Origin of the sequence: Streptomyces sp. NPDC001222 (assembly GCF_042896945.1) — a bacterium.
Classification (GTDB): domain Bacteria; phylum Actinomycetota; class Actinomycetes; order Streptomycetales; family Streptomycetaceae; genus Streptomyces; species Streptomyces gibsoniae.
Genome location: NZ_JBIAXT010000001.1, coordinates 318,606 through 334,009, shown reverse-complemented (window position 1 = coordinate 334,009; position 15,404 = coordinate 318,606). Strand labels below are relative to the sequence as shown.

Annotated in this window: 13 protein-coding genes; 6 read left to right on the top strand and 7 right to left on the bottom strand. The window is 69.9% G+C overall.

Annotated elements, in window-relative coordinates; genetic code table 11:
* Positions 1-42 precede the first annotated feature (42 nt).
* Positions 43-225, top strand: coding sequence for a hypothetical protein (locus tag ACFY2Z_RS01505; RefSeq protein ID WP_390742142.1), 183 nt, complete (start codon positions 43-45; stop codon positions 223-225).
* Positions 226-349: 124 nt separating this feature from the next.
* On the opposite strand, the gene dnaE is transcribed toward ACFY2Z_RS01505, so the two are convergent.
* Positions 350-3,889 carry a DNA polymerase III subunit alpha gene (gene dnaE, locus ACFY2Z_RS01500; protein ID WP_390742141.1) on the bottom strand — a complete coding sequence of 1,180 codons (3,540 nt, stop codon included), beginning with the start codon at positions 3,887-3,889 and terminating at the stop codon, positions 350-352.
* 400 nt (positions 3,890-4,289) lie between these two features.
* Here dnaE and ACFY2Z_RS01495 point away from each other — a divergent pair, with 400 nt between their 5' ends.
* The 4 genes from ACFY2Z_RS01495 to ACFY2Z_RS01480 all read left to right on the top strand — a co-directional run bounded on the left by ACFY2Z_RS01495 (position 4,290) and on the right by ACFY2Z_RS01480 (position 9,018).
* Positions 4,290-5,615 (top strand): DUF2252 domain-containing protein, encoded by a 1,326-nt coding sequence (locus tag ACFY2Z_RS01495; protein ID WP_390742140.1) that lies wholly within the window; start codon positions 4,290-4,292, stop codon positions 5,613-5,615.
* A 68-nt stretch (positions 5,616-5,683) separates the two neighbouring features.
* Positions 5,684-6,376: a hypothetical protein gene (locus ACFY2Z_RS01490; protein WP_390742139.1), complete on the top strand. Its 693-nt coding sequence runs from the start codon at positions 5,684-5,686 to the stop codon at positions 6,374-6,376.
* Positions 6,377-6,451: 75 nt separating this feature from the next.
* On the top strand, positions 6,452-7,261 hold the full coding sequence (locus ACFY2Z_RS01485; protein ID WP_390742138.1) for a thioredoxin domain-containing protein: 810 nt from the start codon (positions 6,452-6,454) through the stop codon (positions 7,259-7,261).
* A gap of 95 nt (positions 7,262-7,356) precedes the next feature.
* A complete protein-coding gene (locus ACFY2Z_RS01480) occupies positions 7,357-9,018 on the top strand; it encodes an alkaline phosphatase D family protein (RefSeq protein WP_390742137.1) in 1,662 nt (553 codons plus the stop codon).
* An 18-nt stretch (positions 9,019-9,036) separates the two neighbouring features.
* Here ACFY2Z_RS01480 and ACFY2Z_RS01475 read toward each other — a convergent pair whose 3' ends face one another.
* Positions 9,037-9,606, bottom strand: a complete 570-nt coding sequence (locus ACFY2Z_RS01475; protein ID WP_390742136.1) for a dienelactone hydrolase family protein — start codon at positions 9,604-9,606, stop codon at positions 9,037-9,039.
* Positions 9,607-9,710: 104 nt separating this feature from the next.
* Here ACFY2Z_RS01475 and ACFY2Z_RS01470 point away from each other — a divergent pair, with 104 nt between their 5' ends.
* On the top strand, positions 9,711-10,853 hold the full coding sequence (locus tag ACFY2Z_RS01470) for a mechanosensitive ion channel family protein (protein ID WP_390742135.1): 1,143 nt from the start codon (positions 9,711-9,713) through the stop codon (positions 10,851-10,853).
* 12 nt (positions 10,854-10,865) lie between these two features.
* On the opposite strand, the gene ACFY2Z_RS01465 is transcribed toward ACFY2Z_RS01470, so the two are convergent.
* From ACFY2Z_RS01465 to lspA, 5 genes are all read right to left on the bottom strand, one after another.
* A complete protein-coding gene (locus ACFY2Z_RS01465) occupies positions 10,866-11,606 on the bottom strand; it encodes an SDR family NAD(P)-dependent oxidoreductase (RefSeq protein ID WP_390742134.1) in 741 nt (246 codons plus the stop codon).
* A gap of 37 nt (positions 11,607-11,643) precedes the next feature.
* Complete coding sequence (locus ACFY2Z_RS01460) at positions 11,644-13,230, bottom strand: Na+/H+ antiporter (protein ID WP_390742417.1); 1,587 nt, start codon at positions 13,228-13,230, stop codon at positions 11,644-11,646.
* Between the two features lie 86 nt (positions 13,231-13,316).
* Positions 13,317-13,784, bottom strand: coding sequence for a GNAT family N-acetyltransferase (locus tag ACFY2Z_RS01455; protein ID WP_390742133.1), 468 nt, complete (start codon positions 13,782-13,784; stop codon positions 13,317-13,319).
* Positions 13,781-14,725 (bottom strand): RluA family pseudouridine synthase, encoded by a 945-nt coding sequence (locus ACFY2Z_RS01450; RefSeq protein WP_390742132.1) that lies wholly within the window; start codon positions 14,723-14,725, stop codon positions 13,781-13,783. The genes ACFY2Z_RS01455 and ACFY2Z_RS01450 overlap by 4 nt, the downstream gene beginning before the upstream one ends.
* A gap of 52 nt (positions 14,726-14,777) precedes the next feature.
* A complete protein-coding gene (lspA, locus tag ACFY2Z_RS01445) occupies positions 14,778-15,398 on the bottom strand; it encodes a signal peptidase II (protein WP_390742131.1) in 621 nt (206 codons plus the stop codon).
* Positions 15,399-15,404: the final 6 nt, after the last annotated feature.

Genomic DNA, 15,404 nt, shown 5'->3' with positions numbered 1-15,404 from the left:
CCCGGCTCTGGCCCTCAGATCCCCCACAGGAGGCAGATCACCATGGCCAAGAACAAGAACCGCAAGCAGGCGGGCCCGCAGAACCGCTCCTCCCAGGCCGAGCAGGCCCCGGAGAAGGGGCAGAGGTCCTCCACCGCGGAGGCCCACGAGTCCCCGATAGCGCAGGTCCAGGGCAGCCCTGCGGATGTTGCCCGTAAGAAGCAGAAGAGCTTCGGCCACAACTGAAGCCCGCGCCAGGGCACCTGAAGCCCCGCGTGGCCAGGGAGCCTGGATATGCACAGAGGGGCGCACCCTTTGATGGGTGCGCCCCTCGCGTACGCCGTCGTTGCGAACGGGCCGTCGGGAACGGTCAGCCCGCCAGGCAGGAGGGTCCGAGCAGGACCTTCAGATCGCCGTAGAGCGCGGGATCCGGCTTGACGCGGTGGCGGTCCAGTCTGAGGACGGTCGTCTTGCTCGGTCCCTGAAGCTTGATCCGCACCTCGCTGTCGCCCTTGTGCTGGCTGAGGATCTCACCGAGGCGGCTCACCATCGGCGGGGTGACCTTCATCGCGGGGATGGTGAGCACCACGGGCGCGTTGGTGCCCGCGTTCGACAGGTCCGGGACCATGAGTTCCATCGCGACCAGCCGCGGTACGTCCTCGCGCTTGTCGAGGCGGCCCTTGACGAACACCACGGCGTCCTCCACGAGTTGGGTCGACACCAGCTGGTAGGTCGCCGGGAAGAACATGCACTCGATGGAGCCGGCGAGGTCCTCGACCGTGGCGATCGCCCAGGCGTTGCCCTGCTTGGTCATCTTGCGCTGCAGGCCCGAGATGATGCCGCCGATGGTGACGACCGCGCCGTCCGCGTGCTCGCCTCCGGTGAGTTGCGCGATGCCCGCGTCGGCCTTGTCGGACAGCACGTGCTCCAGTCCGAAGAGCGGGTGGTCGGAGACGTAGAGACCGAGCATCTCCCGCTCCTGGGCGAGCAGATAGGTCTTGTCCCACTCGTCGTCGGTGAAGGTGACGTCCAGGCCGAAGCCGGGCTCTTCGCTCTGCTCCTCACCCATGCCGCCGAAGAGGTCGAACTGGCCCTCGGCCTCCTTGCGCTTGACCGCGACCACGTTGTCGATCATCGGCTCGTACTGCGCGGTGAGGCCCTTGCGGGTGTGGCCCATCGTGTCGAAGGCGCCCGCCTTGATCAGCGACTCCGTGGTGCGCTTGTTGCAGACCACCGCCTCGACCTTGTCGAGGTAGTCCGGGAAGGACGCGTACTTCCCCTTGGCCTTGCGGCACTTGATGATCGATTCCACGACGTTCGTACCGACGTTGCGCACGGCGGAGAGGCCGAAGAGGATCACGTCGTCACCCTGGGCGGCGAAGTTCGCCTCCGACTCGTTGACGTTCGGCGGGAGCACCTTGATGCCCATGCGGCGGCACTCGTTCAGATAGACGGCCGACTTGTCCTTGTCGTCCTTGACCGAGGTGAGGAGCGCGGCCATGTACTCGGCGGGGTGGTTCGCCTTCAGATAGGCGGTCCAGTAGGACACCAGGCCGTACGCCGCGGAGTGGGCCTTGTTGAACGCGTAGCCGGCGAACGGGACCAGCACGTCCCACAGGGCCTGGATGGCCTCGTCGCTGTAGCCGTTCTTGCGGGCGCCCGCCTGGAAGATGGTGAAGTTCTTCGCCAGCTCGTCGGGCTTCTTCTTGCCCATCACACGGCGGAGGATGTCGGCCTCGCCGAGCGAGTACCCGGCGATGATCTGGGCGGCCTTCTGCACCTGCTCCTGGTAGACGATCAGGCCGTAGGTGACCGCGAGGACCTCCTCGAGGGGCTCCTCAAGCTCCTTGTGGATCGGCGTGATCTCCTGCTGCTTGTTCTTGCGCAGCGCGTAGTTCGTGTGGGAGTTCATGCCCATCGGGCCCGGGCGGTACAGGGCCGAGACGGCGGAGATGTCTTCGAAGTTGTCCGGCTTCATCAGGCGCAGCAGGGAGCGCATGGGGCCGCCGTCGAACTGGAAGACACCGAGCGTGTCACCGCGCTGGAGCAGGTCGAAGGTCGTGGGGTCGTCCAGCGGGAGTCCCAGCAGGTCGATGTCGATGCCCTTGTTGGACTTCACCATCTTCACGGCGTCGTCCATGATCGTCAGGTTGCGCAGACCGAGGAAGTCCATCTTCAGCAGGCCGAGCGACTCACAGCTCGGGTAGTCCCACTGGGTGATGGTCACGCCGTCGGTGTGCCGCACCCAGACGGGCACGTGCTCGGTGATGGTCTCGCTCGACATGATCACGCCGGCCGCGTGCACACCCATCTGGCGCACCAGTCCCTCGACGCCCTTGGCGGTGTCGATGACCTTCTTCACGTCCGGCTCGTTCTCGTACATCCCGCGCACCTCGCCCGCCTCCGAGTAGCGGGGGTGGTTCGGGTCGGTGATGCCGGACAGCGGGATGCCCTTGCCGAGGACGTCGGCGGGCATGGCCTTGGTGATGCGGTCGCCCATCGCGTACGGGTAGCCCAGCACGCGCGCGGAGTCCTTGATCGCGTTCTTGGCCTTGATGGTGCCGTACGTGCCGATCATGGCGACCTTGTCGGCGCCGTACTTCTCCGTCACGTAACGGATCACCTCGACGCGCCGGCGCTCGTCGAAGTCGATGTCGACGTCGGGCATGGAGATGCGCTCGGGGTTGAGGAACCGCTCGAAGATCAGACCGTGCGGGATCGGGTCGAGGTCGGTGATGCCCATGGCGTAGGCGACGATCGAGCCGGCCGCGGAGCCTCGGCCGGGGCCGACCGCGATGCCGTTGTTCTTGGCCCACATGATGAAGTCGGCGACCACGAGGAAGTAGCCGGGGAAGCCCATCGAGATGATGACGTCCATCTCGTAGTCGGCCTGCTTCTGGCGGTCCTCGGGGATGCCGCCCGGGAAGCGGCGCTCCATGCCGCGGCGGACCTCCTCCTTGAACCAGGTGACCTCGGTGTAGCCCTCGGGGATGTCGAACTTGGGCATGAGGTCGCGCTTCTCGAACATGCCGGAGGTGTCCACCATCTCGGCGACGAGAAGCGTGTTGGCGCAGCCCTCCTGCCAGGCGTCCGAGGAGTCGATGGCGTACATCTCGTCCGTCGACTTCAGGTAGTAGCCGGTGCCGTCGAACTTGAAGCGGTCCGGGTCGGAGAGGTTCTTGCCGGTCTGGATGCACAGCAGGGCGTCGTGGGCGCCCGCCTCGTGCGCGTAGGTGTAGTGCGAGTCGTTGGTGACCAGCGGCGGGATGCCGAGTTTCTTGCCGATCTCCAGCAGGCCGTCGCGGACCCGGCGCTCGATCTCGATGCCGTGGTCCATCAGCTCCAGGAAGTACTTGTCCTTGCCGAAGATGTCCTGGTACTCGGCGGCGGCCTTCAGTGCCTCGTCGAAGTGGCCGAGGCGCAGCCGGGTCTGCACCTCGCCGGAGGGGCAGCCGGTGGAGGCCACGATCCCCTCGGACCACTGCGCGATGGTCTCCTTGTCCATCCGGGGCCACTTCTGCAGCCAGCCCTCGGCGTATGCGTCCGAGGAGAGCCGGAAGAGGTTGTGCAGGCCTGTCCTGTTCACCGCCCACATCGTCTTGTGGGTGTAACCACCGGAACCGGAGACGTCGTCCCGCTTCTGGTGCGGCTGGCCCCAGAGGATCTTGCGCTTGTTGCGCCGGGACTCGGGGGCGACATACGCCTCGATACCGATGATCGGGGTGATTCCGGCCTTCGTCGCGGTGTGGAAGAAGTCGTACGCCCCGTGGAGGTTGCCGTGGTCGGACATGGCGATGTGCGTCATGCCCATCTCGTTGCACGCGTTGAACATGTCCTTCAGCCGCGCGGCACCGTCCAGCAGCGAGTACTGGGTGTGGACGTGCAGGTGCGTGAACGGCGGCTTGGACACGGTTTCGGCCTCCAATTGAGGGCGGTGGTCGGGAGACGGGCGGACCCCCGGTGCCGGATGTCCGACCGGCTGTGGACAGTCTGGGGGGACAGCGTCGAAGTCTATGCCTCGGCACTGACACCCGGCGGGCTTCCCCACGTACCTTCATCCGGAAGAACCGGAGAACCCCACGAACCTCAGGTGCCGAGGTACCGAAGAACCTCAGGTACCGAGGAACCCCGGGGAACGCGGAACACGGCGGACCGTGCATCCGTACCTGCGTGCGATGGACACGGGCCCTGCCGTCCGCGCCCTCGTGCGGGGGACACGGGCACTTTCCGCGTACCGTCGTCCGTTGGAAGGGAACGGGCGATCCGGTCCCCACACGTCACGCACCACCTGCACCTGGAGGCATCCCGCGATGTCGGTCACGCAGCTCAGCGCTGAGCAACGCGGCGAGGAGATCCTCGCCGTCTTCGACACCGCCTTCGGCGAGCTGCTCGCCGCCGACCCGGCCGCGTTCCGCGTGAAGTTCCGCAAGATGGCGGCCTCCGCCTTCGCGTTCTACCGGGGCACGGCGTGCCTCTTCTACCACGACCTGGACTCCGAGAAGCGCGGCGGCCCGTACCTGGACGACCGCACCTCGCGCGTGTGGATCCACGGCGATCTGCACGCCGAGAACTTCGGCACCTACATGGACTCCACGGGCCGCCTGATCTTCAACGTGAACGACTTCGACGAGGCGTACGTCGGCCCCTTCACCTGGGACCTGAAGCGCTTCGCCGCCTCCGTGGCGCTGATCGGGTACGCGAAGGCGCTCGGCGACGAGCAGATCACCGAGCTGGTCCGGGTCTACGCGGCGGCCTATCGCGAGCGCGTCCACGCCCTGGCGACCGGTGCCAAGAGCGACGAGGTCCCGCCCTTCACCCTGGACACCGCCCAGGGCCCGCTGCTGGACGCGCTGCGTGACGCCCGCTCGCTGACCCGCTTCGGGCTGCTGGACTCGATGACCGAGATCCGCGACTTCGAGCGCCGCTTCGCGCCCGGCGGCGGCTCCATCGAGCTGGACGCGGCCACGCGCTACAAGGTGCTGGCGGCCTTCGACGGCTATCTGGAGACCCTCCCGGAGTCGTCCCTGGCCCGCCCGGACTCCTACCGCGTGAAGGACGTGGTGGGCCGCCGCGGCGTCGGCATCGGCTCCGCGGGCCTGCCGTCGTACAACATCCTTCTCGAGGGCAACAGCGACGCCCTGGAGAACGACGTGGTGATCTACATCAAGCAGGCCCAGACCCCGGCCGTCTCCCGTCACATCACCGACCCGGCGATCCGCGACTACTTCCAGCACGAGGGCCACCGCACGGTGATCTCGCAGCGTGCCCTGCAGGCGCACGCCGACCCCTGGCTGGGCTGGACGGAGCTGGACGCCGCGGGCCAGCTGGTCGCCGAGGTGTCGCCGTACGCCGTGGACCTGGACTGGGGCGACATCGACGACCAGGAGGAGATCGCGGCGGTCGTCGCCGACCTGGGCCGGGCCACGGCCGCGATGCACGCGGCGGCGGACGACCAGTCCGGCGAGTCCCTCGTGCCCTTCTCGACGGAGCGGGCCATCGACGCGGCGATCGCCGCCGACGAGGCCGGCTTCCCGGAGCTGCTGGTGGACTTCGCTCACACGTACGGCGCACGCGCGCGTGCCGACCACCAGATCTTCGTGGACCTGTTCCGCAACGGCCGGATTCCAGGTCTGTGACGGAAGGACCCGGCACAGCAAAACTTTAGTGCTCCCTTACCGGAGCACATGACACACTCTCCTCTGCGATGGACATATCCGGGACCCACCTCAGAGCCGTACGCGCGGCGCTGTTCACGGCACTCGTCGTGACGCTCAGCACCGCGTCGCACGTGCTGCTGTCCGAGGTTCCCCTGCCGACGGGGACGGTGGCCGCCATAGCCGCCGCCGTCTTCGTCGTCGCGTACGCCCTGGCCGGCCGTGAGCGCGGCTTCGGGAAGATCGCCGTCCTGCTGGTGCCGCTGGAGCTGACCGCCGACACGGTGTTCACCACCGGCCAGCACGCCTGCTACGGCAGGGCGGGCGGCCCGGTCACCGGCCCGCTGCGGTCGGTCGGCTGGGACGTGCTGTGCAGCGGCGGCAGTGTGGGCACCCCGCTCATGCGGGCCACGGGCAGCGGTACCGGTACCGACCGGATCGCCGCGCTGCTCGCGCACGCCGACCCCGCGACCGCCTGGCTGCTGCTCGCCGCCCACGTCAGCGTGGGGCTCCTCGCGGCCGCCTGGCTGCGCCGCGGCGAGCGGGCGCTGGTGCAGCTGCTCGGTGCGATCGCGGTGAGCACCTTCCGGCCACTGCTGATCGCGGCGGCCGCGGTGCGGGTGCGGCTCGCCCCGGCCCGCCCGGCGCCGCGCCCGGCGCCCCGGATCGCCGCCCTGCGTACCCGCCTCTTCGTGCACTCCCTGGGACGGCGTGGACCGCCGTGCTCGGTCGCCCTGATCTGAGCGACATCCCGAGCACGACCACTCCCCACCCGTATGTCCCGCGCACGAGTGTGCGCGTCCCACAGGAGATCACCCATGAGCAAGCGGAACAACCAGGCGGCGAAGACGGCGGCCCGTGAGCGGCTGCGTATCGAGCGCGAGCGGCAGGCCAAGCGTGACAAGGCGAAGCGGCAGATCATCGTGGCCGCCTCGGTCGTGGCCGTGCTGGCCGCGGCGGGCGGCATAGGCTACGCCGTCGTACAGGGGAACAAGCCCTCCCACTGGGAGGCCGCGAAGAGCGCCAAGGTCGTCGCCCCGGCCAACACCACGGGCACGAACGGCACCACGGTCGTCATCGGCAAGGACACCGCCCCGAAGACCCTCAAGGTCTACGAGGACCCGCGCTGCCCCGTGTGCGCCCAGTTCGAGCAGACGGTCGGCACGACCGTGAAGCAGGACATCGACAGCGGCAAGTTCAAGTTCCAGTACGTGGGCGCCACGTTCATCGACGGCCACGACAACGGCCAGGGCTCGAAGAACGCGCTGAGCGCCCTGGGCGCCGCGCTGAACGTCAGCCCCGAGGCGTTCCTCGAGTACAAGACCGCGCTGTACTCGACGAAGTGGCACCCGGACGAGACGGCCGACAAGTTCAAGGACGACAGCTACCTCATCAAGGTCGCCGACACCGTCCCCGCGCTGAAGAGCAACACGAAGTTCCAGGACGCGGTCAAGAAGGGCACCTACGACGCCTGGGCGATGGCCATGTCGAAGACCTTCGACGACAACAAGGACGGCGTGACCGGCACCCCGGGCTTCGTCATGGACGGCAAGCAGCTCAACGGCGGCACCCCGCTCCTGACGGTCGCCGACTTCAACAGGGTGGTGGACGCGGCCCTCAAGGCCTGACGTCGACCGGGGAATCCGGCGTCCACGTGAAGAGCGGGCGAACTTTCAGCGTTCGCCCGCTCTTTTGTTCGTACTGGTCAGTAATCTGAGCGCCCGTGACCAGTCGATACAGAGCATCCGAGAGCTCCGGCTCCTTCTCCCCGCGCCGCCGTACGGTCGTCAAGGCCGCCGCCGCGACGGCCGTGATCGGCGTCCCGCTCGCCGCCGCCCTCCCGGCCCGGGCCGCCTCCGACGCCCCCGCCTTCCTGCACGGCGTGGCCTCCGGGGACCCGCTGCCCGACGGCGTTCTGCTGTGGACCCGCGTGACCCCCACCCCCCAGGCGATACCCGGCTCCGGGGTGGGCCCGGACACCCGGGTGGAGTGGGTCGTCGCCAAGGACAAGGCGCTCACGAACATCGTCGCCAAGGGGGCCGTCACCGCGACCGCCGCCTCCGACCACACCGTCAAGGCGGACGTGCGGGGGCTCCAGCCCGCCACCGACTACTGGTTCCGTTTCTCGGCCGGCGGCACCGACTCCCCCGTCGCCCGCACCCGCACCGCGCCGGCGGCGGACGCGGATGTGTCCGGTCTGCGCTTCGGCGTCGTCACCTGCGCCAACTGGGAGGCCGGCTACTTCGCCGCCTACCGCCATCTCGCGGCCCGCAACGACCTGGACGCCTGGCTGCACCTCGGCGACTACATCTATGAGTACAAGTCCGGCGAGTACGCGGCCCGGGGCACGGTCGTCCGCCCGCACGCCCCGGCGAACGAGATCATCACGCTCGCCGACTACCGGATCCGGCACGCCAAGTACAAGACCGACCCCGACCTTCAGGCCCTGCATCTGAAGGCGCCGGTCGTCGCGATCTGGGACGACCACGAGTTCGCCGACAACGCCTGGTCGGGTGGCGCGGTCAACCACACCGAGGGCGCCGAGGGCACCTGGACCGCCCGCAAGGCGGCCGCCCGGCAGGCGTACTTCGAGTGGATGCCGGTGCGCCCGGCGATCGAGGGCACCACCTACCGGCGGCTGCGCTTCGGCAAGCTCGCCGATCTGTCCCTGCTGGACCTGCGCTCCTTCCGCTCCCAGCAGGCGTCCACGGGCAGCGGCTCGGTGGACGACCCGAACCGCACGATCACCGGCCGCGCCCAGCTCGACTGGCTGAAGGCGGGACTGAAGGCCTCCGACACCAAGTGGCGGCTGGTCGGCAACTCGGTGATGATCGCGCCGTTCGTCATCGGCTCCCTCACCGCCGACCTGCTCAAGCCGCTCGCCAAGCTGCTCGACCTGCCGCAGGACGGGATCGGCGTCAACACCGACCAGTGGGACGGCTACACCCACGACCGCCGGGAGCTCCTCGACCACCTGCGCTCGAACGCCATCGGCAACACCGTCTTCCTGACCGGCGACATCCACATGTCGTGGGCCAACGACGTGCCCGTGGACGCGGGCACCTACCCGCTGTCGCCGTCGGCCGCCACCGAGTTCGTCATCACCTCGGTGACCTCCGACAACCTCGACGACATCGTGAAGGTCCCCGAGGGACTGGTCTCCGTGGTCGCCGCGCCGCTCATCGAGGCCGCCAACCGGCATGTCCACTGGGTGGACACCGACCGCCACGGCTTCGGCGTGCTGGACGTCACCGCCGCCCGCGCCCAGATGGACTACTACGTCCTGTCCGACCGCACCGACGCGAACGCCACCGCCAAGTGGGAACGCTCGTACCGCACCCTCAGCGGCACGCAGAAGGTCGAGCGGACCTACGACCCGGTCTGATCCCAGGAGGCCGGACGCCTACAGGCTGTCGAGGAAGCCGAGCGCCACCCGCCAGGTGGCCTCGGCGGCCTCCTCGTCGTAGTCCGGCAGCTCGGGGTCGGTGTAGAGGTGGCCGGCGCCCGTGTAGCGGTAGATCTCGACGTCCGCGCCCGCTCTGCCCATCTGCAGATACCAGGCACTGAGCCAGTCGTCCGTCTCGAACGGGTCCGGCTCGGCGACATGCAGCTGGACCGGCAGCTCGTCCACCGACGCGCCCGGCGCGATGTCCGACGTGCCGTGCAGCAGCAGAAGGCCACGCGCGTCGTGGTCGCCGAGCGCCAGGGTCTGCGCGATGGACGCGCCGAGCGAGAAGCCCGCGTACACCACGCCCCGCTCCGAGTACGGCGCCGCGGCCAGCACGGCCCGCTTCAGCAGCTCTTCCTTGCCGATCTCGTCCTTGAAGGCCATGCCCTCCTCGACCGTCTCGAAGGTGCGGCCCCCGAACAGATCGGGGGTCCACACCTCGTGCCCGGCGGCCCGGAGCCGGTCGGCGGCGGCCCTGACCGCGGGCCGCGGTCCGTACGTCGAGTGGAAGAGGATGATGTTCATGAGCCCATGGTGCCAGCAGGGACAGACAACGCTGTGAACAGCGGGTTCGCAGGGAGATCCGGGACACAGGTTCACGATGCCGTCAGCCGGTTACGTTCGAAGGCATGGAGAACGTACTGCGCCCGGTGATCGTCGTCGGTGGCTCGGTCGTGCTCACGGTGCTTGTCGGGTGGGCCACGGACCTTCTGCTGCGCAAGGCGAACGCCGGGCATCCCGAGACGCCCCTGTGGGGCCTGCTCCGTCGCGCCCGCATCCCGTACCAGCTCGTCCTGTGCGCGGCCCTGCTGAGAGGCTCCTACGACCAGGCGAAGCTGCTGGAGGCCCACCGGGTCGCCGTCGGACGGACGCTGACGCTCATCCTCATCGGTTCCGCCGCCTGGCTGGTCATCCGTATCGCGGGCGCGGTCGTCGAGACCTCGTACTCCCGCTACGCCCGCGCCCACCGCGACGCGGCCCGGGTCCGGCGTGTGCGCACCCAGGTGTCGCTGATCATGCGGGTGGTGGCGGCGGTCGTCGGGGTGGTGGCGGCCGGCGCGATGCTGCTGACGTTCCCGGCGATGCGGACGGCCGGCACCTCACTGCTGGCCTCGGCCGGCATCCTCGGCATCGTCGCCGGTGTCGCCGCGCAGTCCACGCTCGCCAACCTCTTCGCGGGACTGCAGATAGCGTTCGGCGACATGGTCCGGATCGGCGACACGGTCGTGGTCAGCGGCGAGTGGGGCACCGTCGAGGACATCACCCTGACGTTTCTGACGGTACGGACCTGGGACGAGCGCCGGATCACCATGCCGGTGTCGTACTTCACCTCGCAGCCGTTCGAGAACTGGTCCCGCGGCGGCGCCCAGATGACCGGGATCGTCTACTTCCATGTCGACCACTCCGCGCCCGTGGAGGCCATGCGCGACAAGCTCCGCGACCTCCTGCGCGAGTGCCCCGCCTGGGACGGGCGTGCCTTCGGCCTCCAGGTCACCGACAGCACGCCCAACACCATGCAGGTGCGGGCGCTGATGACCGCGAAGGACTCCGACGACATCTGGACGGTGCGGGTCGCCGTGCGCGAGCGGATGATCCGCTGGCTGAACGAGGAGCATCCCTACGCGCTGCCCCGGGTCAACACGGCGAGCGCGGTCCCGCCGCCGAGCCGGAACGGCCACGCGGGGACCGGGGACGTGGCCACGGGGGCGCAGGGGTCGCCCGACGGACGGTTCCACAAGGCCTACGAGTCCTCGCGGACCGGCCGACGCTGAGTGCCGGGCCGCTCAGTGGCCCCGCTCGGCGCCGCCGTTGACCTGGATCACCTGTGCGGTGATGTGCCGGGCGCCGGGGGACGCCAGCCAGTGCAGGGTCTGGGCGATGTCCCCCGGCGTCCCGGCGCGGCCGGTCGACGTCTCGGCCACGAGCCGGTCGCGGCGCTCCGGGTCCATCGTTTCGCCGAAGAACCCGGTGTCCTCGACGTAGCCGGGCGCGACCACGTTCACCGTGATGCCGCGCGGCCCCAGCTGCCGGGCCAGATCGAAGGCGTACGGGTGCAGCGCGGCCTTGGACGCGGCGTACGCCCCGCTGCCGGAGCCCCGGTAGGCGGCGATGGAGCTGAGGAACAGCACACGCCCGCCGGGCGAGGCGAGCCGGTCCCGTAGCGCCTCCGTGAGCAGCGCCGCGGTCAGCACGTTCAGCCGGAAGTTGACGGTCCAGGTGTGCGCGACCGCGCCGAGCGGGTCGTGGACCTCCGCCTCGGGCTCCAGATGCCCGGCGCCGCCCGCGCTGTTGACCAGGACGTCCACGGTGCCGAACTCGTCCGCCACGTATCGGGCGACCCCGCGCACGGCGTGCGGATCGCTCAGATCGGCCGCATAGGTGAGCGCCCCGGGCACGTCCGCCCTGTGAAGCATCTCCGCGCGCCGGCCGACGAGCAGCACCCGGTCACCGTCCGCGGCGAAGGCCCGCGCCGCGGCGAGTCCGATTCCCGTGCCACCGCCGCTGATCACCACATTGCGTGCCATGATCCGATCGTACAAAGCCGGGGCGCGGACGGGCGGTTCAGCGCAGGCTGCGCACGTCCAGGTGGCGCAGCACCCGGTCGACGATCTCGGGGTCCGCCCCCGGTTCACTGCGGGCGGCGAGCACCTCGTGGCGTGCGGCGCTCAGCATCTCTCCCTGGATCCTGCGGAGCCTCCGCAGCCGCTCAGCACGCTGCACATGCGCCTCGCGCCGCTCCTCGTCGCCCAGGTCGGGGCTGATGCGGGCGCCGATGTCGAAGGCCCGCCGCAGCAGCTGTTCGGACAGCTCCTCCGGCAGTTCCTCCACGTCCTCGATCTCCTTGAGCCGTCGCTTCGCCGCCTTGGCCGCGCGGATCGCCAGCGCCCGCTCGAACTCCTTCTCGCCGACCGTGTCGGCGCGTACCCCCAGCCTCTTCACCAGCAGCGGCAGTGTCAGCCCCTGGAGCACCAGGGTCGCCATGATCACCCCGAAGGCGATGAAGACGATCTCGCTCCGGTCCGGGAAGGGCGCACCGTTGTCCATGGTCAGCGGGATGGCCAGGGCCAGCGCCACCGAGGCCACGCCGCGCATCCCGGACCACCACATCACCACGGTCTCCCGCCATGACGTGGGGATCTCCTCGTCGTAGTCCCGCCGGGCGTGCAGCCGCTTGGTGAGCCAGGTCGCGGGCAGCAGCCACAGCAGCCGTACGAGCACAACGACGGCCGCGATCGCGGCGGCCCAGCCGAGCATCTCGCCCCACCGCCCGGCCGCGGTCCGGATCGCATGATGCAGTTCGAGCCCGATGAGCCCGAAGGCGACCCCGGTGACCAGGGTGTCCACCACGTCCCAGAACGTGTGTCCGGCCAGGCGCATCAGCACGTCGTCCGGGTCGCTGGCGTACTCCGCCAGGAACAGCGCGGTGACGAGCACGGCCAGCACCCCGGAACCGTGCAGTTCCTCGGCCAGCACATAGGACGCGTACGGCACCAGCAGCGTCAGGCCCACCTGCAGGGTGGCGTCCTCCAGCAGGCCGATCAGCTTGTTGGCGACCCAGCCGAGGGCCAGCCCGACGAGCAGCGCGACGACCGCGGAGAGCGCCAGCTCCAGCAGGGCGCGCGGCAGCGAGAAGGTTCCGGTGACGGCGGCGGCGATCGCCACGTGGTACAGCACGATCGCCGTGACGTCGTTGAACAGGCCCTCGCCCTCCAGGATGGACACCAGCCGGCGAGGCAGTCCGAGCTGTCCCGCGACGGCGGTCGCCGCGACCGGGTCGGGCGGCGCGACCACCGCGCCGAGTGCGACCGCGGCCGCGACCGGCAGGCCCGGCACGACGCTGTGCGCGACGGCCGCCACAGACACGGTGGTGACGAACACCAGCGCCACGGCCAGCAGGAAGATCGGCCGTTTGTTGGCCGTGAACTGCCGCCATGAGGTCCGGCGCACCGCCGCGTACAGCAGCGGCGGCAGCAGGGCGGGCAGGATCAGCTGCGGCGGGATGTTCACATTGGGCACGAAGTCGGGCAGCGCGAGCGCGATCCCGAGCAGGGTCATCAGCACCGGCGCGGGCAGCCCCAGCCGGTCGCCGACCGGGACGCTCACCACGGCCCCGAGCAGCAGCAGGAGCAACAGGGCCAACTGATCCACGGTCAGCGCTCCGGGAGGTTCGACGTTCACACGGCGGGGGTCCAGCCTGCCATCTCACCCCGGTCGGCTGCCCCAGGCGCCCCAGGTCACACCGGGCGTCGCATCGCCCGGTGGGGTATCCCGGCGTCGGGGAACTCCGGGCCGTACGCCGTGTAGCCGAGCCGTTCGTAGAAGCCCAGGGCGTGGGTCTGCGCGTGCAGGTCCACCGCGGTCAGGCCCCGCTCGCGTGCCGCGCCCTCGATCGCCCGCACCAGCGCGGCGCCGACGCCGAGACCCCGGGCCTCCCGGGTGACCGCGAGCCGCCCCAGGGAGCCCACGGAGGGATCGCCGCCGTTCTTCGCCGCGGCCGCCTCCCCGTACAGCAGCCGGCCCGTGCCGAGCGGCACCCCGTCCTGCCGTATCGCCAGCACATGGACGGCGTCGGCGTCGTAGGCGTCGTACTCGATGTCCTCGGGGACGCCCTGCTCACGGACGAAGACCTCCTTGCGGACCGCGAAGCACGCCTCGCGGTCGGCGGGGTCCTCGGCGAGGCGCACCTCGAACGCTGCGGTCATGACCAGCTCTCCTCACGCACCTTGTCCAGCGCCTTCTGCAGGTCGGCGGGGTAGGCGCTCTCGAACTCCACCCACTGTCCGTCCGCCGGGTGCTCGAAGCCGAGGCGCACCGCGTGCAGCCACTGCCGGGTGAGTCCCAGCCGCTTGGCGATCGTGGGGTCCGCGCCGTACGTCAGGTCGCCGACGCACGGGTGGCGGTGGGCGGCCATGTGGACGCGGATCTGGTGGGTGCGCCCGGTCTCCAGCTTGACGTCGAGCAAGGAGGCCGAGCGGAACGCCTCGATGAGGTCGTAGTGCGTGACGGAGGGCTTGCCCTCGGCCGTGACCGCCCACTTGTAGTCGTGGTTCGGATGGCGGCCGATGGGCGCGTCGATGGTGCCGCTGGTCGGGTCGGGGTGGCCCTGGACGAGCGTGTGGTAGCGCTTGTCCACCGTGCGCTCCTTGAACTGGCGCTTGAGCGAGGTGTACGCGCGCTCCGACTTGGCCACGACCATCAGGCCGGACGTGCCCACGTCGAGACGGTGCACGATGCCCTGGCGCTCGGAGGCGCCGGAGGTCGAGATGCGATAGCCGGCGGCGGCGAGACCGCCGATCACGGTGGGCCCCGACCAGCCGGGCGAGGGGTGCGCGGCCACGCCGATCGGCTTGACGATCACGACCACGTCCTCGTCGTCGTGCACGATCTCCATGCCCTCGACCGGCTCGGCGACCACCTGCACCGGTGCGGGCGCCTGTGGCATCTCCACCTCGAGCCAGGCACCGCCGTGCACCCGCTCCGACTTGCCGACGACGGTGCCGTCGACCTGCACCTTGCCCGCCGCGGCCAGCTCCGCGGCCTTGGTACGGGAAAAGCCGAACATGCGGGAGATGGCGGCGTCGACGCGCTCGCCCTCCAGGCCGTCGGGCACGGGCAGGGTACGGAACTCGGGAAGGGTGCTCACCTCGTCGAGTATGCCGGACGGGTCCGACAACGCCGTACGAGAGTCCTGGTGGTCAGTCCTTGTGGACCGTTCCGTCCGGGTCCAGGCCCCGGAAGGACAGCAGCACGATCAGGATGCCGCCGCAGACGATCGCCGAGTCGGCCAGGTTGAAGACCGCGAAGCCCCTGGGCGCGATGAAGTCGACCACCGCGCCCTTGAAGACGCCCGGCGAGCGGAAGATCCGGTCGGTGAGGTTGCCGAGGGCACCGCCGAGCAGCAGGCCGAGCGCGATCGCCCAGGGCAGGCTGTAGAGCCTGCGGGCGAGACGGGCGATCACCACGATGACGGCGGCGGCGATCACTGTGAAGATCACGGTGAAGGCCTGGCCGAAGCCGAAGGCGGCGCCCGCGTTGCGGATCGCCTCCAGGCGCAGCCAGTCTCCGACGATCTGGATCGGCGCGTGGTGCTCCAGCTTCGCGACCACGAGCAGCTTGCTCGCCAGGTCGAGGGCGTAGGCGATGGCGGCGACCGCGATCAGGGCCCCCATCCGGCGGCTGCCCCTCGGAGCCTCGGTGGCGTCGGCGCCCGGCGTCCGTGCCCCGGCGTCCTGCGCCGGGACGCCGGACTTCTCGGGCCCGGCCCCCGCCGCGTCTGGGATATCCGGCGTACCGATGATGCGCTCCGCCTCTGCCACGTGAGT